This window comes from Psychromonas ossibalaenae ATCC BAA-1528 (assembly GCF_000381745.1).
GTDB lineage: Bacteria > Pseudomonadota > Gammaproteobacteria > Enterobacterales > Psychromonadaceae > Psychromonas > Psychromonas ossibalaenae.
Genome location: NZ_KB906980.1, coordinates 63,369 through 84,227 on the forward strand (window position 1 = coordinate 63,369; position 20,859 = coordinate 84,227).

Annotated in this window: 18 protein-coding genes; 6 read left to right on the forward strand and 12 right to left on the reverse strand. The window is 41.8% G+C overall.

Going from position 1 to position 20,859, the window contains the following annotated elements; translation table 11 throughout:
* Positions 1-25: 25 nt before the first annotated feature.
* From recO to lepA, 5 genes are all read right to left on the reverse strand, one after another.
* Complete coding sequence (gene recO / locus G327_RS0108930; protein WP_019614424.1) at positions 26-727, reverse strand: DNA repair protein RecO; 702 nt, start codon at positions 725-727, stop codon at positions 26-28.
* A 38-nt stretch (positions 728-765) separates the two neighbouring features.
* Positions 766-1,668 (reverse strand): GTPase Era, encoded by a 903-nt coding sequence (gene era / locus G327_RS0108935; RefSeq protein WP_019614425.1) that lies wholly within the window; start codon positions 1,666-1,668, stop codon positions 766-768.
* The gene (gene rnc, locus G327_RS0108940) at positions 1,668-2,348 is read right to left on the reverse strand and encodes a ribonuclease III (protein ID WP_019614426.1); all 681 of its coding nucleotides are present in this window, start codon (positions 2,346-2,348) and stop codon (positions 1,668-1,670) included. The genes era and rnc overlap by 1 nt, the downstream gene beginning before the upstream one ends.
* 2 nt (positions 2,349-2,350) lie before the next feature.
* The gene (lepB, locus tag G327_RS0108945; protein WP_019614427.1) at positions 2,351-3,265 is read right to left on the reverse strand and encodes a signal peptidase I; all 915 of its coding nucleotides are present in this window, start codon (positions 3,263-3,265) and stop codon (positions 2,351-2,353) included.
* Positions 3,266-3,528: 263 nt separating this feature from the next.
* Complete coding sequence (gene lepA / locus G327_RS0108950) at positions 3,529-5,325, reverse strand: translation elongation factor 4 (protein WP_019614428.1); 1,797 nt, start codon at positions 5,323-5,325, stop codon at positions 3,529-3,531.
* 656 nt (positions 5,326-5,981) lie between these two features.
* On the opposite strand from lepA, the gene G327_RS0108955 reads away from it, so the two are divergent.
* Together G327_RS0108955 and G327_RS24315 are read left to right on the forward strand one after the other, a co-directional pair.
* On the forward strand, positions 5,982-6,449 hold the full coding sequence (locus tag G327_RS0108955; protein WP_019614429.1) for an RNA recognition motif domain-containing protein: 468 nt from the start codon (positions 5,982-5,984) through the stop codon (positions 6,447-6,449).
* A gap of 113 nt (positions 6,450-6,562) precedes the next feature.
* The gene (locus tag G327_RS24315) at positions 6,563-9,037 is read left to right on the forward strand and encodes a cation:proton antiporter domain-containing protein (protein WP_019614430.1); all 2,475 of its coding nucleotides are present in this window, start codon (positions 6,563-6,565) and stop codon (positions 9,035-9,037) included.
* A 55-nt stretch (positions 9,038-9,092) separates the two neighbouring features.
* On the opposite strand, the gene G327_RS0108965 is transcribed toward G327_RS24315, so the two are convergent.
* Positions 9,093-11,147, reverse strand: coding sequence for a S9 family peptidase (locus tag G327_RS0108965; protein ID WP_019614431.1), 2,055 nt, complete (start codon positions 11,145-11,147; stop codon positions 9,093-9,095).
* Positions 11,148-11,271: 124 nt separating this feature from the next.
* Entirely contained in the window at positions 11,272-11,934 is a 663-nt protein-coding gene (gene bluB / locus G327_RS0108970; RefSeq protein WP_019614432.1) for a 5,6-dimethylbenzimidazole synthase, read from the reverse strand.
* A 240-nt stretch (positions 11,935-12,174) separates the two neighbouring features.
* Here bluB and G327_RS0108975 point away from each other — a divergent pair, with 240 nt between their 5' ends.
* The 3 genes from G327_RS0108975 (at position 12,175) to ald (ending at position 14,491) form a co-directional block, all read left to right on the forward strand.
* On the forward strand, positions 12,175-12,699 hold the full coding sequence (locus G327_RS0108975) for a hypothetical protein (protein WP_019614433.1): 525 nt from the start codon (positions 12,175-12,177) through the stop codon (positions 12,697-12,699).
* Between the two features lie 242 nt (positions 12,700-12,941).
* Entirely contained in the window at positions 12,942-13,190 is a 249-nt protein-coding gene (locus G327_RS0108980) for a YkgJ family cysteine cluster protein (protein WP_019614434.1), read from the forward strand.
* A 188-nt stretch (positions 13,191-13,378) separates the two neighbouring features.
* Positions 13,379-14,491: an alanine dehydrogenase gene (gene ald / locus G327_RS0108985; RefSeq protein WP_019614435.1), complete on the forward strand. Its 1,113-nt coding sequence runs from the start codon at positions 13,379-13,381 to the stop codon at positions 14,489-14,491.
* A gap of 63 nt (positions 14,492-14,554) precedes the next feature.
* Here the strand turns inward: ald and G327_RS0108990 are convergent, their stop codons facing one another.
* Positions 14,555-14,992 (reverse strand): YbaY family lipoprotein, encoded by a 438-nt coding sequence (locus G327_RS0108990; protein WP_169337230.1) that lies wholly within the window; start codon positions 14,990-14,992, stop codon positions 14,555-14,557.
* A gap of 176 nt (positions 14,993-15,168) precedes the next feature.
* Here G327_RS0108990 and greB point away from each other — a divergent pair, with 176 nt between their 5' ends.
* Positions 15,169-15,660 carry a transcription elongation factor GreB gene (gene greB / locus G327_RS0108995; RefSeq protein ID WP_019614437.1) on the forward strand — a complete coding sequence of 164 codons (492 nt, stop codon included), beginning with the start codon at positions 15,169-15,171 and terminating at the stop codon, positions 15,658-15,660.
* 7 nt (positions 15,661-15,667) lie between these two features.
* On the opposite strand, the gene G327_RS0109000 is transcribed toward greB, so the two are convergent.
* The 4 genes from G327_RS0109000 to malE form a co-directional block, all read right to left on the reverse strand.
* On the reverse strand, positions 15,668-16,609 hold the full coding sequence (locus tag G327_RS0109000) for a DUF1848 domain-containing protein (protein ID WP_019614438.1): 942 nt from the start codon (positions 16,607-16,609) through the stop codon (positions 15,668-15,670).
* Positions 16,610-16,858: 249 nt separating this feature from the next.
* Entirely contained in the window at positions 16,859-17,749 is an 891-nt protein-coding gene (malG, locus tag G327_RS0109005) for a maltose ABC transporter permease MalG (protein WP_019614439.1), read from the reverse strand.
* 12 nt (positions 17,750-17,761) lie between these two features.
* A complete protein-coding gene (malF, locus tag G327_RS0109010) occupies positions 17,762-19,321 on the reverse strand; it encodes a maltose ABC transporter permease MalF (RefSeq protein ID WP_019614440.1) in 1,560 nt (519 codons plus the stop codon).
* 75 nt (positions 19,322-19,396) lie between these two features.
* A complete protein-coding gene (gene malE / locus G327_RS0109015) occupies positions 19,397-20,581 on the reverse strand; it encodes a maltose/maltodextrin ABC transporter substrate-binding protein MalE (protein ID WP_019614441.1) in 1,185 nt (394 codons plus the stop codon).
* Positions 20,582-20,859: the final 278 nt, after the last annotated feature.

Below are 20,859 nucleotides of genomic sequence, written 5' to 3' on the forward strand. Positions count from 1 at the left end.
AAATACTGTCCTTTGTGATTGTTTGTTATTTAGCCGCAAAAAGTGCACGACTATGTAATGGTTTGTCACCCAGAAAATGGGCTAAGGCTTGTCGACAAAAACGCTTTGCCGCTTTTAAAATCTGCGGATCTGAAAAATCCCGGCTGGCTAGTGCAAGCAGCTCTTCTCCCCGATAAACAGAATCTTTATTGTGAATGGCCTGCTTGGCAAAAAAACCAGCCTGCTGCTGATACTGATAATCGTAACCGGCTTCAATCAGCTCGCCGCTGTAAATATCTTCTTCGAAATTAACGCCGTAACCTAATGTATCTAAAAGCGTCAGTTCGAAACGGCGTAAGGCGACCTGCGGATCTATTTCACCGGCAAGGGCTAATAACGTTTCCTGGTAACACTCAAACAAACCGTCACAAGCGGTTTCAGCCTGCACCAGACGGTATATTAATTCGTTAATATACATAGCCAGATAAAGACGATCTCCAGCTAACGGTACAACTTGTGTTTGCGCTTCAAACGATTTAACAGTTTTTAAACTGCCTCGCCCAAAATAAGAAACTTGTAATAATGTAAAAGGCTGCGGCGTTCCTCTACGCATACGAGTCCCGCTGCGCCCGCCTTTATAAACTAAACTGACTTTTCCGACATCCTGGCAGAAAAGATCAATCAGCTGACTCGTCTCCCTATAAGGGCGACGATGCAGTATAAACGCATTATGACATTCGATTGACATCAGCAGCCTTACTAATAAAAAAATTTACAGCATACTGATTACTTACTGTAATCATCACCATAACCAAGACTGTTCAAAGCGCGCAGATCATCAGACCAGCCGGATTTAACTTTTACCCAGATCTCTAAAAATACTTTTGAGTCAAATAACTCTTCCATATCTAACCGCGCCTGTTTACCGATAGCTTTAAGTTTCTCACCTTTATTACCGATAACCATACGTTTCTGACCGTCACGTTCAACCAGGATCAGTGCATTAATATGTAACATGCCGTTTTCTTTTTGCTTAAACTGCTCTATTTCAACGGTAACAGAGTAAGGCAGTTCATCACCTAAAAAGCGCATCAGTTTTTCGCGAACAATCTCGGCTGCCATAAAGCGCGATGAACGGTCGGTAATATAATCTTCCGGAAAGTAAAACTCAGATTCAGGCAGCACTTCCTGCGACCACTGGCGAATTTTCTCAACATTATCACCAGACTTAGCAGACATAGGTAAAATATGTTTAAAGTTATAACGCTTACCCAGCTCTTCAAGATGCGGCAGCAGCAGCTCTTTATCTTCGACATTATCAATTTTGTTAATTGCTAAGATTACCGGACATTTCAGATATTGAAACTTACTCAGCACCATATCGTCATCTTCATTCCAGTGCGTACCTTCAACAACAAAAACGACCATCTCAACATCATTAATTGAACTTGAAGCAGCACGGTTCATTAAACGGTTAATGGCACGTTTTTCTTCGATATGCAGGCCCGGAGTATCAACAAAAACGGTCTGGTAATCACCTTCCGTATCAATACCTAAAATACGGTGACGTGTTGTCTGCGCTTTACGCGAGGTGATGCTTACTTTTTGTCCTAATAGAGCATTAATAAGCGTTGACTTACCAACATTCGGGCGTCCGACAATTGCCACCAAACCACATTTTTTAGTCATTATTTTGTTCCCGTTAATACATCTAACATTTTTTCTGCCGCTATCTGTTCAGCTTTACGGCGACTTGTACCCTGTCCCTGTACGGATTTTAATCCGTCGATAGAGCAGCTCATAGTGAAACGCTGATTATGCGCTTCACCTTTAATTTCAATCACTTCATAAACAGGTAAGGCTTGTTTACGTGACTGTAAACGCTCCTGTAGACGTGTTTTCGGATCTTTCTGACTGATTCCCGGCTCAATAGACTGTAAACGACTGTTGAACCATTTTAGAATCAGTTTTTTAGTGGTATCAATATCGGAGTCTAAAAAGGCCGCCCCTATAATCGCTTCAACGCCATCGGCAATAATCGAATCACGACGAAAACCGCCGCTTTTCAGCTCACCGGGGCCTAAAATCAGGCAGTCGCCTAACTGGAATTCCCGACCGATTTCAGCCAGCATTTTTCCACAAACTAAGGTGGCACGCATACGGCTTAAATCACCTTCATCTACTTTAGGAAAGCGCAGATACAGATCCGTTGAAATAGCAAAGCTTAAGATTGAATCACCTAAAAACTCTAAACGCTCATTATGCTCACCAAGTGCACTACGGTGGGTCAGTGCCTGCTTAAGCAGAGTGAAATCTGAAAATGTATAACCAATGCGTTTTTCTAAGCGTTTTAATTCATTATTTTTCATTATTATTTAATCCCGCCGATACGATTGAAACGCACGGCGCTTGGTACCCAAGTCGGTAAGAAACCATTACTATCACGATAAAATTCAAAACTAATCCAGGTTGCAACAGCTTTACCAACTAAGTTTTGTTCCGGTACAAATCCCCAGTAGCGGCTGTCTTTACTGTTATCACGGTTATCACCCATTACAAAGTACTGCCCCTGCGGTACAACCCACTCATAAGCGTAGGTACCTTCCTGCTGAAAATAATAAGAAGTATGGTCGCTGCGTACCGGATTAATCAGTATTTTATGGGCAACTTCCCCTAGAACTTCAGAATAAACTTCTACCGTATTCTGCTCCTCCGGGTACTCTGCTGTGCCCAGGTAATTAGTATCTAATACTTTATAATCACCGCACTTCTGTTCTTCACAGGCAGGAATCAGGTAGAGTTTTTTATCTTTGTAAACCACTCTGTCACCAGGTAAGCCCACTATACGTTTAATAAAATCAACACGAATATCTTCCGGATATTTAAACACCGCAACATCACCGCGTTTCGGTTCTCCGACTGGAATCAGCTTGTTCTGCCATACCGGTTCTTTTATACCGTATGAGAACTTTTCAACTAAAATAAAATCCCCGACTAATAAGGTCGGCATCATCGAACCCGACGGAATCTGGAACGGTTCGTAAATAAACGAACGCAGTACAAAAACGATTGCGATCACCGGAAACAGCGAACGCGCATTTTCAATGATCACATTTTCAGGGTGGATGGTAGCTAAGACTTCTTCGTCTAATCCCACGGATGCTTTGTCCTGTGCTTCCTGACGCGCCTTATTACGCACAGGAGCCCATTTAAATTTATCCAGAACCCAGATAATACCGGTTACAAAGGTTAAGATAACGAGAATTAATGCAAACGTATTTGCCATTTTGATTCCTTTATATATTTATAAAATCATATTATTTAAGCTGACATAATCCATTAATATCGGTTTAACTAATATGACTGATAAGTGCAGTTACACAGATATGTAATCGTCACAGTAAGCAGGATCAGCATTTTCAGCTAAAGCTGCGTTAATAAAACAACGTCATTTTATGTTGTTTCACAGGGTCTTTAAAAACCAAAAAATGCGCAGGCTTTTAATACCTGCGCATTTTTAAATGACTAACAGAAAGAACAATGATTCAACTATTTGTCTTTGCCTATATGCAGTACAGCTAAGAACGCTTCCTGAGGTACATCAACATTACCCACAGACTTCATGCGTTTTTTACCTTCTTTCTGCTTCTTCAATAGTTTTTTCTTACGGCTGATATCACCACCGTAACATTTTGCCAATACGTTTTTAGTCAACTGACGCACCGTTGAACGGGCAATGATTTTACCACCAATCGCGGCTTGTATTGCAATATTAAACATCTGGCGGGGAATAAGGTCTTTCATTTTTTCAACTAATTCACGACCATAATTTTCAGAGTTTGTACGGTGCGTAATTAATGCCAGCGCATCCACTCGATCGCCGTTAATTAAGACATCAACACGTACCATATCAGCAGCTTCAAAACGTTCAAAGTTATACTCAAGAGATGCATAACCGCGGCTGGTTGATTTCAAACGGTCAAAGAAGTCCATCACCACTTCACCCATCGGGATATGGTAAGTTAATGCCACCTGGTTGCCGTGATAAGCCATTTTGGTCTGCACACCACGCTTATTAATACATAAGGTAATAACATTACCCAGGTACTCTTGTGGTACTAATATATTACACTCTGCAATAGGCTCTCGAATTTCTTTAATATTATTCACTGCAGGTAATTTAGCCGGGCTGTCAACATGCTGAACAGCACCATCATTGGTTTCAACTTCATAAACTACCGTAGGGGCAGTAGTTATCAGGTCAAGATCATATTCACGCTCTAAACGCTCCTGAATGATCTCCATATGTAACAAACCTAAGAAACCACAGCGGAAACCAAAACCTAATGCAGATGAATTCTCTGGTTCATAAAATAGCGATGCATCGTTAATACTCAGTTTACCCAGCGCATCACGGAAGTTTTCGTAATCGTCAGAGCTGACCGGGAACAGACCCGCGTATACCTGCGGTTGAACACGTTTAAATCCGCCTAACGGCTCAGGTGCTTCAGCACCCGCCAGCGTTAATGTATCACCAACCGGCGCACCTAAGATATCCTTGATGCCTGCGATAACGTAACCCACTTCACCTGCTTTCAAGATACCGGTTTCATGCTGTTTTGGAGTGAAGTAACCCACTTTACCAACCAGGTGAACCTGATCCGTTGACATCACTTTCATGCGGTCGCCGACTTTAATCTGACCATGCATGATACGTACAAGGGAAACCACGCCCTGATAGTTATCGAACCACGAATCAATAATTAATGCTTGTAATGGTGCATCCAGATCACCTTCCGGTGGTGGAACCATACGTACAATCTCTTCTAAAACTAAGTCAACACCTAATCCGGTTTTCGCAGAACAGCGCACCGCTTCGGCCGCATCGATACCAACAATGTCTTCAATCTCTTCAGCAACACGATCCGGTTCAGCGGCTGGTAAATCGATTTTATTTAAAATCGGCACCACCTCTAAATCCATTTCTAATGCGGTGTAACAGTTTGCAAGCGTTTGTGCTTCTACACCTTGACCCGCATCAACTACCAGTAATGCACCTTCACAGGCTGCTAATGAACGAGATACTTCATATGAAAAGTCAACGTGCCCGGGTGTATCGATAAAGTTAAGCTGGTAAGTTTCGCCATCTTGAGCTTTGTAATCCAGCGTTACACTCTGCGCTTTAATGGTAATACCACGTTCACGTTCAATATCCATTGAATCAAGAACCTGGGCTTCCATTTCACGGTCACTTAAGCCGCCGCAAGTACTGATCAAACGATCTGAAAGAGTCGATTTTCCGTGGTCGATATGGGCGATGATTGAAAAGTTACGAATATTTTTCATGAAGACTTTAAATACCTATGTTGTGACATGCTTACTGTGTGCACTATGCAGTGTCATTATGGCTCTAATTAATTGCTGTGCATTCTATCGAATTTATCTTTCAACCGCTATCTTTATGACCGATTACTAGATTAATAAACAACTACCCCGTGCGCCGTTCAATAACAGAATAAACTCCCAGATCATTGAAACGCTTTACCCGCGGCCTTGTTAAAGACAAATTTAACCGATTAATCAAGTTAATAAAGTTAATAAAGTATGCCCGACAGGCATAAAATAGAAATCAATATTCATATATACCCTTCACAAAAATACTGTTTACAACATTTAACAAATCGATAACTAAGCCTTTTTCTTAATACAAAGTCGTTTTTGCCGACAAAACATTCAACTTCTGCCTGTTAATAGAGCATTTCTGCGTGTCCTATTTCACAAAATAGAACTCCGGTTGATATCCATCAATCTAAAATTGTTAAAGAAATTAACTTAATCTCAGAATTTAGATTACAATACGGGTGCTTTTTTATGGATGATTTACGGCATGGATTAAAAAGCTTTTATATTTTATCGACAAGACTTTTTGCTAGGCCAAAGCACCAAGAAAAGATTTAAGTTGATTCAATTCTTTTTCTATTTACCTTTGAGGTTATTTTATTATGAAGTCAAACACATCTGTGTTGCTTTCTATTGCTGTTGCAATTTTAGGTTCTATCATTATCACAGTACTCGACCCAACAATCTCCGGCGCAGTATTATTCGCAGCTGGTGCAGTAGCTGCTGGTATTGCCAACCAGTTTATCAGCACTAAAACATCTGGTCCGAGCAGTGAAGCCGCTGAGGGCGACTTTGCAACAACAACACTATATGTTGGTAACTTACCTTACCGTGCAAACGAAATGGCTATCCGCACACTTTTCTCTGAACACGGTAAAGTACTTTCAGTTCGTTTAATGAAAGATAAACACACCGGTAAACGTCGTGGTTTCGGCTTTGTTGAAATGCCGGAAAAAGATGCAGCCAATGCCATTAATGCATTAAATGAAAAGGAGTTCCAGGAACGCTCATTAAAAGTACGAGAAGCAAACGAACGTGCTCCTCGTCCTGAAGAAAATGCTGAAGTTTAATTTTATTAATTAAACTTTCATTTTAAACGCCCTTACGGGCGTTTTTTTATGCCTTCAAAAACTCACGGTCCAGCATTGAGCTAAACTAAATCATAACAACCAAGGAGTTGCTTATGCATTTAGACAGCGGTGTTTTAATTTTAATGTTTGTAGTGGTTTCGCTGCTGCTTGGTGCACTGGTTAAATCCCTGCCTAAAATACTGATTTCTCCCTACAGCGTGGTTCTCCTGCTGGCTGGTTTAAGCATAGGTTTATACAGCCGTACAGCGCATATGGAGGCGAACCTGCCGGAGCTAAGCCTGGCATTGGGTGAGCTGGCATTAATCGACCCGCACCTTATTCTTCTGCTGTTTTTACCTACCCTGATCTTTGAATCTGCCTTTGCGATGGAAACTCACCTGTTTAAGCGTATGTTCAGCCAGATTGCAATACTTGCTGTCCCGGGTTTAATACTTACCACCACCTTAACGGCTGTTCTAGCCTATTATTTTTTCCCCTGGCAGTGGTCATGGACCGTCTGCTTTTTATTCGGCGCACTAATCAGCGCCACGGATCCCGTTGCCGTTGTTTCGTTATTAAAAGAGGTCAGCTCGCGCAAGCGTTTAGAAACCTTAATTGAAGGAGAGTCACTGTTAAATGATGGTACTGCAATCGTTTTATTTACCTTGTTCTACGGTTTATTAAGTGTCGCAGAAGGCGCACAGGTTAGTTTTAATGTTTTCGCCATTTCCGGCAGTTTTTTATCCGTAGTTTTATTAGGCCTGTTAATCGGCCTGGGTGTCGGCGCGGTTATTTTATTATGGATAGGCCGCTTATTTAATCAGCCTATTATCGAAATCACCCTGACTATCTCCGCTGCTTATATTGCATATTTTATTGCCGAAAATATATTTCATGTTTCCGGTGTGGTTGCCGTCGTCGCGCTAGGACTGCTCCTTGCCAGCATCGGACGTACACGCATTTCGCCGGAAGTTGCCGGGTTTTTACATCATTTCTGGCAGATGATGGCACATATTGCGAATACCCTTATTTTTATTCTAGTTGGGATTATTATCGCATCGCGGATTCGTTTAGATGTACTGGAATGGTGGATCACATTAGCAGGTTTATATCTCGGCATTCAGGTTATTCGCGCAATATCCGTAATGGCCTTTATGCCTCTACTTAAACGAATCGGCATTGGTATTAATAAAGCAAAAGCCATTGTTTTAGTGTGGGGAGGACTGCGTGGTGCGGTGTCTTTAGCATTAGCTTTAATTATCGCCCAGGACACCTCGCTGCCGAAAGAGCTTGGTGATCAAGTTCTGTTTTTAACAGCCGGCATCGTAGTATTAACCATAGTTATTAATTCCAGCACCATGACCATGGTATTAAGGTACTTGGGGCTGGATAAATTACCACCAGCCAAACAAGCCAGCTTAGACAAAGCAAAATTTTCCATAAAACAGCGCCTTTTAAACGAACTGCCGCAACTGCAGCAGAATGAGTTTCTGCAGCGCGCTAACTGGACAAGCTTAACTAAACCATTAAATGAGATACATAAACCCAGTGAACAGCAAAGCAGCATCGCCATACAGGATGAAGATTTACGCATCGCTTTTAACCGGCGTTTATTAGAAACTGAACGGCAGTTCTACTGGTCGCAGTTCAGACAAGGCGCATTAACCGGCACCGCAACTAAGCAGCTGGTCAATGCAGTTGAAGTGGCACTAGACGGTAATCCACAGATATCACCGCGCAGTACGCTGTTTGATTTTTGGAAAACTCCCAGCTACGTGCGGTTTTTTAATCATATTCCCGGTTTTAACCGCATCATTGTACACTTTTCATTTGAACGTCTGGCGCTAAGTTATGATACCGCACGGGGATTTATTCAGGCACAGGAAGAGATACAAAAACATGTTTTATCACTGTCGACATCAAAGCAGGATGCACAGGCGGCCGTGCAGGACATAGAGTCTAATAAAGAACATACCCGCTTACATATTCAGGAGCTTAGAGAAAACTTCCCAGACCTTTCCTACAGTCTCGAAACGCATTCTGCACACAGGTTAATGCTTAATTTAGAGCGGGTGTATCTCGATGATCTTATTTCAGAAGGTGTGCTGGACGAGAGTGAGGCAAATATACTCACCATTGAAGTCGAAAATAAATTAGCGCACCTGCAGCAGCAGCCCCATAACGTTACTGCCAAAGAGATCAGTAAACAGCTGGCTGTCATGCCCTGGGCAAAAGGCATTAAAAATAAAAGCCTGACGGCGCTAGGCAAGCTTGCTAAACGACAGATTTACAATAGCGGTGAACTCATTTACCGGCAGAACAGGCGTGCTTCTTCAATCGCGGTGGTAATGCACGGTAAAGTAGATCTGATCTGTATTTCACGTGAAGATATTGTTGAAGTCGGTTCGATAATCGGCAGCTATGCATTTTTAACCGGCCGTTATAAAAACTGCGCAAAAGCAGTAACGCCGGTTGAACTGATCTGGCTGGATATTCATAAACTAAAAAACATTATTGCAAAAGACGTTCACCTCGGAGAAATGTTTGCCGACCATTTAGAGCATGAAACGCATGAAAGACACGAATAAACAGTCGCAAAAAAGGCGCAAAATGCGCCTCTTAAATATAACTGAAAATTTAACGCTATTTTGCTAAATTAAGCAAAAAAGCAAACTCTCTGGCGATATCTTCAAAGTGCTTAAAACGCCCGGATTTACCACCATGCCCTGCTTCCATATCCGTATATAAAAGCAGCTGATTATTATCCGTTTTCAGCTCGCGCAGCTTCGCCACCCATTTTGCAGGTTCCCAGTACTGAACCTGCGAATCATGTAAGCCGGTGGTAACTAACATATTAGGGTAATCCTGAGGAACAACCTGATCATAAGGGCTGTAGGAAAGCATATAATCGTAATAGGTTTTCTTATTCGGATTGCCCCACTCATCGTATTCGCCGGTCGTCAACGGAATAGATTCATCTAACATAGTCGAAACAATATCCACAAAAGGCACCGCTGCTACAATGCCTTTATACAATTCCGGCGACTGATTAATCACTGCTCCCATCAGCAGTCCACCGGCACTGCCGCCCATTGCAAAAACCTGCTCTTTTGCACCATGACCTGATTCCACCAGCGCTTTACTGACATCCACAAAATCATTAAAAGTATTTTGCTTTTTCAGAAGCTTGCCGTCTTCATACCAGCTTCGCCCTAACTCCTCACCGCCGCGAATATGTGCCACTGCATAAACAAAACCGCGATCTAAGAGGCTCAAATTCGATGAACTAAAACCAATATCTAAACTGTGACCGTAGGATCCGTAGGCATAAATCAGGAGCGGATTGCTATGATTAAACAGTTCTTTGCGGTAAACCAGTGAAACCGGCACTTTAATACCGTCACGCGCAGTCACCCAGAGACGTTCGCTCTGGTAATCTTCACTGTTAAACGGCCCCATCACCTGACTTTGTTTTAACAGTCTGGTATCACCGGTATTAAGATCTAACTCATAAACCGTTGCAGGTGTGGTAAAGGAAGTATATTGATAACGGAATTTAGTGCTGTCCGGATCCGGGTTGTAATGACTGAATACCGTATAAACAGGATCCTTAAAGCTTAATATTTTTGACTCGCCGCTAAGGTGATTAATCTGACGTAATAACGGCAGTCCCGCCTGACGCTCTTCGACAATCAGCCAGTCAGCCATCAGCTCATAACCTTCCAGCAGAACATCATCACGCGCTTCGATAATAGTATTCCAGGAGTCGCTGTTTTCATTGGTCAAAGAATCAGATGTTTTTAAAGCAAAGTTTTTACCGCTGTTATTAGTACGGATATAAAACTTATCCTGGAAATGATCAATACTGTATTCGTGATCGCGAGTACGCGGTGCAAAGGAGATAAACTGCCCCATAGGATTGTCCGCATCCAGCACTAGACACTCAGAGGTCGTAGTGCTGTCAATACAGATCACTAAATACTGCTCAGAGCGGGTTTTATAAATATTGACATAGAAAGTATCATCGCATTCTTCATAAATCAGCTGATCATTTTTAATATCATCACCTAATTTATGCCGATAAACCTGATACGGCAGCAGAGTTTCAGGATGTTTTTTTACATAAAAAACAGTCTGATTATCATTAGCCCAGACCACTGCTGAGATATCTTCAATCACATCTGCAAAATCTTCACCTGTACTTAGGTTTTTAAAACGCAGAGTATACTGACGGCGGCTGACCAGATCTTCCGAATAAGCCATCAATAATGAATTGCTCGACAGGGCTAAATCACCTAGCTGATAGTAGTTATGTCCCAAAGCACGCTGATTGCAGTCTAAAATAACTTCTTCAGGTGCATCCATTGAACCTTTGCGGCGGCTGTAAACGGTAAAATCCTGGCCCTGATCATAACGCGATATATACCAGTAACCTTTTTTAAAGTACGGAACAGACTCAAGCTCAGGCTCCTGCCGGGCAACCATTTCCTCATACAGTTCACTCTGCAGTCCCGCCAGCGGCGCCATTTCCTGACCTGTAAAAGCATTTTCCTGATTAAGATAGTCTAAAATTTCAGGCGACTCCCGGTTATCATCACGCAGCCAGAAGTAATCATCACTGCGCTGATGGCCATGAATTTCATGAATATAGCTTTGTTTACGGGCGGCGGGGGCTTTAAGTTTCGTTTTTGAATTCATGATCTGCTCTGAATATTTAATATAATAAAAGAATCTACCGCGGTACTATTCTAGAAAAAATGGCCTTTACTTTCTCTATACTTTTGCTTTCACAGGCTTATATATACCAGTTTAATAGTAGCGTTTAATTGTTCTGTGTTTTATCCGGCATCCAGCTGTCATAATGAACCACTTCTTCAATATCACGTCTTGGCAGCCAGCCGGCACTTTCCAGCTCTGGTTTATCTTTAAAATGAGAAACATAACCAACACATAAATAAGCGATAATATCGATATCCTGGGGAATATTTAAAGCATCTCGTAATACATGGTCATGAATAATGCTTACCCAGCCTACCCCTAAGTTTTCAGCGCGGGCAGCTAACCAAAGGTTTTCAACTGCACATACCGCACTGTACAGATCCATCTGCGCATTAATTGTCCGTCCGATAACCACAGGGCCGTTGCGGCTGCGGTCACAGGTAACACAGATACCCAGCGGCGACTCTAATATGCCTTCTAATTTCAATTTTTTGTACTGCTGCGATTTTTGATCCTCAAACATATCTGCCGATTCATTATGAGCAGCTTCAAATCCTGTTTTTATTTTATTTTTAATCTCTTGGTTCTGAACAACAATGAAGTCCCAAGGCTGCATAAAACCAACGCTTGGCGCATGGTGAGCGGCAGTTAAAATACGTTTCAGCACCTCTTCCGGAACAGGATCTGCCAGAAACTGCCCGCGTACATCACGGCGGGAAAAAATAGTTTTATAAACCGCATCACGCTCATCCTGACTAATTTTCATCTGTTTCTCTATTTATAGGGCAAGAACAGTGATTATCCACTGAGATAACTAATAAGTATAGGACAGCATCTCTTCCAGGCTGCACCTAACAGCCGTTAAATGTTAATTTCCGCTTAAATTGATTTACTGCATCTCAAAATATTAAATATATTCAGATTGTTATTTCCACAGCTGTTGAACCTGACCTAATATTTAAGATGTAATGGAGAAAGTTTTGATTAATGCTGAAAGGAGCTGATTATGCAGCCGTTTTCACTACAGCACTGGCAGTCGCTAACCGAAGAAGCACAAACTGATTTTAGTCATGGGCAGTATAATAAAGCACAGCTGCTTTATAAGCTTGCCTTACAGGAAGCGCAAAAACTGATTGATGATCTGTCTCTTAGCGCGGTTTACGAGCACAGTGCGCACTTATATATGAGGGCTTGTTACAACCTGGCCAGATCTTATCAATACCAGGGAAATAGAAAGAAAACATTTTATTACCTGAATTTAGCACATGTGCAAATCCAAAAATTTGCTGATTGTGAGCAGCTGTCAAACCCGACTCGCACTTACTCTTTAAAAGTGTTAGACGGTACATTAGTTTCTCTGCTTGAATATTTTCAACTTCATAAAGAAGAAAACTGGAAAAAACAATCAGATGCATTGATTGCTGAGCATGTGGATTTTATGCAGAAACATAATAATATAAACCTGCCTAAAGACTTACAGCATCAAAACCCAACACAGCCCGACGAAATACAGCACCTGGTTATTCACTAGCAAGAACTGCCGGACACTTAATTACAGCAGAATAAAGTAAAAGCTTTCCCCTGCTTATCATAAAAAGTTACTCACCAGGATCAACTGAACAAATTCCCTCTACTGAAAAAACAGACACTAACAGCCTGAGTATCCGGTTATAATGTGGTGGAAATACGCATCAGAGCTGCTGATATAATTTCAGACCATTTAACTCTAGTGAATGGTATAATGAATCACTGTTACTAATTTAAGGATTGTTTATGGACTGCCGATTAGGCTGTGGTGCCTGCTGCATCGCCCCAAGTATATCATCTGCAATTCCCGGAATGGCAAACGGCAAAGCTGCGGGATTAAGATGTGTACAGCTCAATGAGAATAATCTGTGTAAGCTGTTCGGCAAACCGGAAAGACCAAAAGTCTGTTCTGATTTTAAGCCCTGCCCGGACCTATGCGCTACAACAGATAAGCAGGCACTGGCTAATATTATCGAGCTGGAAAGCCTAACCTGATTACTGCTGGTCGGCGCTGAAAAACGGCAGTTAAAAGAGAGTGTCAGCGTACAGAAACAAAACACAAACCTGTGCTTCAGCAATATCGAAACTCCTATATTTGTGCACTACCCTTGCTTTCCTCTATTCATATTTTGACTGCTATTTAAGCCTCTCCTATTTTCATAGTAACTAGCAAGGATATAAATATGATAATAGGCATTCCAAAAGAGATTAAAAATAATGAATACCGGGTTGGTTTAATCCCTTCCAGTGTGGCTGAATTAAGCGCTCACGGTCATCAGATTATTGTTGAAAGAAATGCTGGTGCCGAAATTGGCTTTGCAGATCAGGATTACATTAATGCCGGTGCAGAAATAGCTGTAGATGCCCGAACAGTTTTCAGTCAGGCAGAAATGATAGTTAAAGTTAAAGAGCCGCAGCAGAACGAGTGTTCGATGCTGCATCCGCAGCAGATTTTATTCACTTATTTACACCTGGCTCCCGATCTAAAACAGACTCAAGCTCTGATAAAAAGCGGCGCGGTCTGTATCGCTTATGAAACTGTTACCGATAACAACGGGCAGCTGCCTTTATTAAGGCCAATGTCAGAAGTGGCCGGTAGAATGTCTATTCAAGCAGGAGCCGCCGCACTGCAGAAATCCAACGGCGGTTCAGGATTATTACTGGCGGGTGTCCCCGGTGTCGCCCCGGCGAATGTAGTGATTTTAGGGGGAGGAATTGTCGGCTGCAATGCTGCCAAAATGGCATTAGGGTTAGGTGCTGAGGTGGTTATCCTGGATAAGAACATCAATACTCTACGCCGTATTGACAATCAGTTTTCCGGCCGTATCAATACCGTTTACAGCACCCGGGAAAGTCTTGAAAATCATGTTGTAAACGCAGATTTAGTGATCGGTGCAGTATTAATTCCAGGTGCAGCCGCACCTAAATTAGTAAGCCGGGAATTAATTAAACAGATGAAAAAAGGCAGCGCTGTGGTCGATGTTGCCATTGATCAAGGCGGCTGCTTTGCAACATCCCGCGCCACAACACATCAGAATCCGACTTATGTTGTGGATGGTATCGTACATTATTGTGTAGCTAATATGCCCGGCGACGTGGCACTGACAGCCACACAGGCATTAAATAATGTTACCCTGCCCTATGTATTAAAACTTGCTGACTTAGGTTACCGACAAGCCTTAAAAGAGGATAAACACCTGCTTAACGGATTAAATATCTGTGCTGGAAAGGTGACTCTTAAAGAGGTCGCTAAAGCACATGCTTTAGAGTTTAGTGATCCGCAGCTGTTAATCTAGACAGATTTTCCAGTTAAAAGCAGTATGCAGTACCTTCTGGTTGTATTGCAGGAAATATATCAGTTAAAACTTTCCGCTGCGATCCACAGGGTCAATCTTTATTTCAAGCGGCTGTTTAATTTCCAGTAAAAATGAATTGATACTCTGACTGGAAACCAGAAGCGGTTTCCCGTCTATTGTAATGACGCTGCGCAGTCTGTATATGTGGTTATGCTCAATACTGTTTTCCGGGTAATCAAGTTCTAACAGGTAAGGCGGACGCCCTTTCAGGGTTACGCTTTTACTGCTTATCAAGGTCGAAGCTGCTGCATCTTCCAAGCGCACTTCTAAACTTGCCCCCTCCGGCAGTTTTATTTTCTGCAGATATAAGAGCTGACTGCCTGACTGCATTAAAGCGTGCTTTTCATAGTTTTTAACGCTGCTGTTAACTGACGAATCACAAGCAGCTATAGTAAAAAGCAGTAAAATTAGCACACCATATAAACTTATTTTTTTTAACAACAGCATTACCATCTAAGTTACTGCGAATTCAAATATTGACCGCTCTCATTTTTCTTAGAGTCATCGGCTGATGATTAGTTCATTTATATAAGGTAAAGACAGCATATCAACACTTGCAAAGCAGGAACTAATCATTATAAATAGGTATCTATACTCTTTTTCAAACGAGACAGACATTGCGTACAAACTTAATCACTCCGGAAGGTTTTAAAAAACTGCAGGCAGAATTAGATTATCTGTGGCGGCAGTACCGTCCTGAAATCACCAAGAAAGTGACCTGGGCGGCCAGCTTAGGCGACAGATCTGAAAATGCTGATTACAAGGAGAACAAACGTATTCTCCGTCAGATAGACTCACGTATCCGTTTTTTAGGTAAACGTATTGAGCAGGTTACGGTCGTCTCTCCTTCTTTGCAGCAGGCAGATAAAGTGTTCTTCGGCGCCTGGGTAACCATTGAAAATGATCAGGCAGAGATAAAGCGATTTAAGATTGTCGGCCCCGATGAAATATTTCAGCGTGGTGAACTTGTGCAGCGTAAAGACTACATATCGATTGACAGTCCGATGGCACGGGCATTATTAAAACAGCAGGTGGATGATGAGGCGCAGGTAAAAACGCCCAATGGTGTTGTAACCTGGTATATCAATAAAATTGAATACGATTTTTAAGCGGCTGCTAGAATAAACTCTGCTGAATAATAGGTTTCAACAGCAGTTTCTGGTCAACATCATCAATCCCGCCAAGCAGAAACGGACTATCCGGGTCATGTTTTAACTGATTACTTTTCACCCGCTCTGCACTATCGACGGCATAACAATATACGCAGCCATGACTGCAGGTATTGTACTGTCCAATATCGATACTTTTAATGCAGCCGCACTGCAGGCGCTGATTTGTATCTTTAGCTGCTGACAGCTGCAGATCAAAAAGTTTATTAAGCACCTGCTCGTCAATGCATTTTCCTTTATATACCCCGTACTTTTCGAGACTAATTTCCTCGGCACAGGTTGATATCTGCATACCGTAATGAGCGGCGGTATTTGCCATAAATAAACACAGCTCCTGCAGTGCTTCCTTTTCAGCTAAAATATCAAAATATTCCAGCCCGTTCAGCGCATTTAAATTACGCTCAGTTTTCTGATAGATATCAGCAAAGCTGATAACTACTTTCTTAGTTTTCCCTGCCAGCATTTGTGCAATTTTGCTGAACAGCCTTTTATGCTCATTAACCGGGGTAACAGTGGATAACAGAATAGGATCATAGCGCCAGATTACCCGCTCTTTACCGATAAGATCACTCAGTTTAATAAAGGTCTTTACTGCAGTGTAAGGGTTCGGCAGGTGCCTCTCCAGTATCTTTGGATAAGCGGTGAGCGTATATTGAAAATAATAGTTGTAGTTTAAGGCATCTAACTCTGGAAGATGTTTGATAATAGGCCCGGCATTTCTCGTCCAGAATATAACTGCATCGATATCTTCAGCCAATAGTGAAACTCTTTTTATCTGCCTGGCATTATAGGGGTTTCTGCTGAGTAGAAACCCCGCGTGAATTCGATTCATAAACCAGCGATGATAAAGGGCTGGAATATCCGTTCTACGGCTGGCACTGATAATCACAAATAACTTCCTGTCTTCAAATCAAGGTAAACGGCAGCCACTGCTGTTTACCTGATTAATAAACCATAGCCTTTATTACTTTTAATAACAATCCACTTCGATTTATCTTCAAACAACAGAGTCAGTAGAACACAGAGAATTTTAAATAGTTATTACTGGAGAGTAGACAGAAAAAAGGGGGAGAAATAAAAAGCCCCCAATTTAGTCGCTAAATTGGGGGCTTTGAGGCAAGGAAATATCGAGTATTAGTTAACCTTTATTACCACCGGCTGTCAGGCCGCCTACTAACCATTTCTGTGCTAACAGGAATACAACAGTAATTGGTATTGCAGATAAAACAGCGGCAGCGGCAAAATCGCCCCACAGGTAGTTCTGCGGGTAAAGGTACTGCTGCATACCTACCGCTAAGGTATATTTGTCAACGTCCACTAGTAGTAGGGAAGCTACTGGTACTTCGGTTACCGCAGCAACAAATGACAGGATAAATACCACGGCCAGAATCGGCACTGAAAGCGGTAATAAAACCAGTCTAAATGTCTGCCAAGGCGTAGCACCGTCCAGTGCAGCAGCCTCTTCCAGTGATACATCAATGGTTTCAAAATAACCTTTGATAGTCCAGACATGCAGTGCAATACCTCCTAAGTAGGCAAAGATCAGACCGCCGTGAGTATTTAACCCCAGGAACGGAATATACTGACCAACTTTGTCGAATAATGCATATAAAGCAACTAGCGCCAGTACAGCCGGGAACATTTGAAATATCAGCATACCTTCCAGCAGTACTTTTTTACCGGCAAACTTCATACGCGCAAATGCATAAGCACAAGTGGTTGATAATGCCAATACAAGAACAGATGTTGTTGCAGCTACTTTTACTGAGTTCCATAACCATAATAAAACCGGGAACGGAGGCAGTGTGGTTGAACCGTCTGCATTGGTCACTGTAAAGCCTAAGGCCAGCTTCCAGTGCTCTAAGGTCGGGTTGTCAGGTATCAGCGATCCCGATGCAAAATTACCTTCGCGGAACGAAATTGCCACAACCATTAATAATGGAAACAAAATAATTGCGCAGAAGACGATTAAAAATGCATGGGCAAACCAGACTCGTTTTCTTTCATTTTTAGCTTTAACAATTGCCATGATAATAATTCCTTAAGCTTGTTGTTTCTTGGAGATGCGCAGATTAATAATCGCAAGCACACCAACCATCAAGAATATTAATGTTGCAATCGCACTTGCCAGACCAAAGTCTTGACCACCACCGCCTTCAAAGGCGATACGGTAGGTATAACTAACTAATAAATCGGTATGACCAGCTGGTGTTGATGAGCCGATAATATCCGGCGCACCGTTAGTTAACAGCGCAATCAGTACGAAGTTATTAAAGTTAAATGCAAAGCTGGCAATTAACAGCGGAGTTAACGGCTTGATAATTAACGGCAGAGTAATTTTAAAGAAGTTATCAAGCGGGCCTGCGCCGTCAATTGCTGATGCTTCATATAAATCACTTGGAATTGATTTTAATAGACCCATACATAGAATCATTACATAGGGATAACCCAGCCAGGTATTGATGATCAACAGCATAGATTTAGCTAAATAAGGATCACTAAACCATTTCAGCTTTACACCAAACAACGCATTTAAGAATCCGTTAATCTCACCAAAGCTCTGATTAAATAAACCTTTGAATATCAATATCGAAATAAAGGCCGGTACCGCATAAGGTAAAATAAGGAGCATACGGTATATCGCTTTACCTTTAAGCTCTTCCCACTGCACCACGGATGCCAGCACTAAACCTACAGCTAAAGTAAATAATACAGAGCCGCCGGAAAAAACAACCGTCCAGATAAAGATCTGTATAAAAGGTCCCTGAATACCTTTATCTAAAAAGATTCGCGTAAAATTGTCCCAACCGGTATTCACGACAAAACCTGGAGATAATGCATTACCGACAAATTCGCCGTCTGCATCTACAGCCTGGTAGTTACCAATCTCAAAATTCGGCTTTAAGACTGTACCGTCAACCTGACTGACTAAAGACTGTTGATCTGCCTGAAGAGCATACAAAGGAGATGATTCCGAAAATGAGCGTAAACCTCCCATCATTAACTGTTCACCGGATACCGTTTGAATTGCAAGTTTGCTTAAGGCCTCGCGGTTTTTAACCAGGAAGCGTATTTTAACTTTTTCTCCCTGCATCGCAGCTGTTGAAGGTGTTAGAGCAATATTATTATTATTTTGATCTAAGGTGATCTCCGGAGTAACAAACTCTTCACCATCTTTACTAAAGTGAAGCTGGATTTTGTCGTTGTCTAACTGGTAAACATCAAATTTATATGCAGAATCTGGTTTTTCATAGTTTTGCGCTAGAAACTGCGACTGAACACGTTCAAATGTTAACTGATTAGAACCGCTGTAATTGGTAAATGCGATACCAACCGTGTACATAAGCGGGAATATAATGAACAAAAATATGGCGGCCACGCCAGGGTAAATATAACGGTGAGAATAGGTATCTGTACGCGCAAAAACAACAACACCCGAAGCGACAAGAACCAAGGTCAGCATAGCAAACACAGGTTCATCCTGTGCGTACATCAACATAATAGCGTAACCTGCCGATAGTGAAATAAGTGTTAATAAACCCCACTTAATCCAATTTGCACTCGGACTTTGTGCATTTCCTGATTCAATAGATAGTTCCATACCTTTCCCCATAAGAACTCAATCAATAAAGGCTCTTAGAACAAAGTTCCCAAGAGCCTCTTAACTTGATTTTAATTATTTAATAATACGTGCAGCAGCGTCATCAAGTGCTTCAGCAACAGTTTGACGTTTCTGTATCGCATTACCGATAGCCGCTTTTTCTGCGTACCAGAACTTAGACATTTCAGGAATGTTAGGCATTAATTCACCAGTCTGTGCATTCTGCATTGTTGCAGCAATACGCGGATCAGATTCTAATTTAGCCTGGAAAGAGTTTAACGCTACAGCGCCAAGCGGCTTGTCTTTATTTACCAGGTCTAAACCAGAGTCAGTCATCAGGTAGTTTTCAAGAAACTCTTTTGCTAACTCTTTGTTTGGACTAGCACTGTTAACACCGGCAGTTAATACACCTACGAATGGTTTAGCAGATTTACCTTTGAATGTTGGTAATACTGTTACACCGTAGTTGATACCGCTTTTATCGATATTGCCCCAAGACCAAGGACCGTTAATTGTCATTGCTGTTTTACCAGAATTAAATGCAGCCTCAGAAATTGAGTAGTCAACATCAGCATTGATCTCTTTACGATCAATCATGTCAATGATGAACTGTAGTGCACTTTTTGAACCCGCGTTATTAACACCAGTATCTTTTACATCGTAAGCACCATTGCTGAATTTAAATGCATAACCACCGTCAGCAGCGATTAGAGGCCATGTGAAGAACGGTTCACTTAGATTCCACATGATTGCAGATTTACCGTCTTTCTTAAGTTTTGCATTAAGCGCACTCATCTCTTCCCAAGATTTCGGCGGGTTAGGTACTAAGTCTTTATTGTAGATAAGTGATAGTGATTCAACAGCAACCGGGTAACCAATGTATTTACCTTTGTAAGAAACAGCGTCCCAAGTAAAGTCAGCAATTTTTGCTTTGAATTCTTTGCTAGGCTTAACTTCAGCTAATAAACCTGCTTTAGCCCAGCCGCCGAAACGGTCATGTGCCCAGAAAATGATATCCGGACCTGCGCCTGTAGATGCAACTTGAGCGTATTTTTCTTCTAATTTATCAGGGTGAGCAACAATCACTTTCACGCCGGTATCAGCTTCAAACTTTTGGCCAACTTCAGCAAGACCGTCATAACCTTTATCACCGTTAATCCAGATAGTGATTTGTCCTTCATCCATTTTCGCATGAGCAATGTTTACGCTGCCTAGTGCTACAAGTACCGAAACGGCTAATGTACTTAATGCTTTTTTCATCGTAATTCCTTAATAAGTAGTTATCTAGTTGTGATATAAATAGTTAATCTGTTCCTGCTTTTAGAACTGTTCGTTTGTCTTAAAACAGGCAAAACTTTAATGCTCCGGGTCAAGAGAGTCACCCTCCCCGAATCTACGCCCCCCTCTTTGTTGTGTTAAAAATGAGATCTAGCGCTCGTAAATTCATGGTTTGCGGGCTCTACAGTCGTTTTTGTGTTGCACTTTGTTACAATATTCAAAGCGCTTATCACGTCTAAAAAGCGTATCATTTACGTACT

Excerpts from the sequence above, each read along its gene's own strand:
- recO (WP_019614424.1), bottom strand. The coding sequence starts at position 727 with ATGTCAATCGAATGTCATAATGCGTTTATACTGCATCGTCGCCCTTAT.
- era (WP_019614425.1), bottom strand. The coding sequence starts at position 1,668 with ATGACTAAAAAATGTGGTTTGGTGGCAATTGTCGGACGCCCGAATGTT.
- rnc (WP_019614426.1), bottom strand. The coding sequence starts at position 2,348 with ATGAAAAATAATGAATTAAAACGCTTAGAAAAACGCATTGGTTATACA.
- lepB (WP_019614427.1), bottom strand. The coding sequence starts at position 3,265 with ATGGCAAATACGTTTGCATTAATTCTCGTTATCTTAACCTTTGTAACC.
- lepA (WP_019614428.1), bottom strand. The coding sequence starts at position 5,325 with ATGAAAAATATTCGTAACTTTTCAATCATCGCCCATATCGACCACGGA.
- G327_RS0108955 (WP_019614429.1), top strand. The coding sequence starts at position 5,982 with ATGAAGTCAAACACATCTGTGTTGCTTTCTATTGCTGTTGCAATTTTA.
- G327_RS24315 (WP_019614430.1), top strand. The coding sequence starts at position 6,563 with ATGCATTTAGACAGCGGTGTTTTAATTTTAATGTTTGTAGTGGTTTCG.
- G327_RS0108965 (WP_019614431.1), bottom strand. The coding sequence starts at position 11,147 with ATGAATTCAAAAACGAAACTTAAAGCCCCCGCCGCCCGTAAACAAAGC.
- bluB (WP_019614432.1), bottom strand. The coding sequence starts at position 11,934 with ATGAAAATTAGTCAGGATGAGCGTGATGCGGTTTATAAAACTATTTTT.
- G327_RS0108975 (WP_019614433.1), top strand. The coding sequence starts at position 12,175 with ATGCAGCCGTTTTCACTACAGCACTGGCAGTCGCTAACCGAAGAAGCA.
- G327_RS0108980 (WP_019614434.1), top strand. The coding sequence starts at position 12,942 with ATGGACTGCCGATTAGGCTGTGGTGCCTGCTGCATCGCCCCAAGTATA.
- ald (WP_019614435.1), top strand. The coding sequence starts at position 13,379 with ATGATAATAGGCATTCCAAAAGAGATTAAAAATAATGAATACCGGGTT.
- malG (WP_019614439.1), bottom strand. The coding sequence starts at position 17,749 with ATGGCAATTGTTAAAGCTAAAAATGAAAGAAAACGAGTCTGGTTTGCC.
- malF (WP_019614440.1), bottom strand. The coding sequence starts at position 19,321 with ATGGAACTATCTATTGAATCAGGAAATGCACAAAGTCCGAGTGCAAAT.
- malE (WP_019614441.1), bottom strand. The coding sequence starts at position 20,581 with ATGAAAAAAGCATTAAGTACATTAGCCGTTTCGGTACTTGTAGCACTA.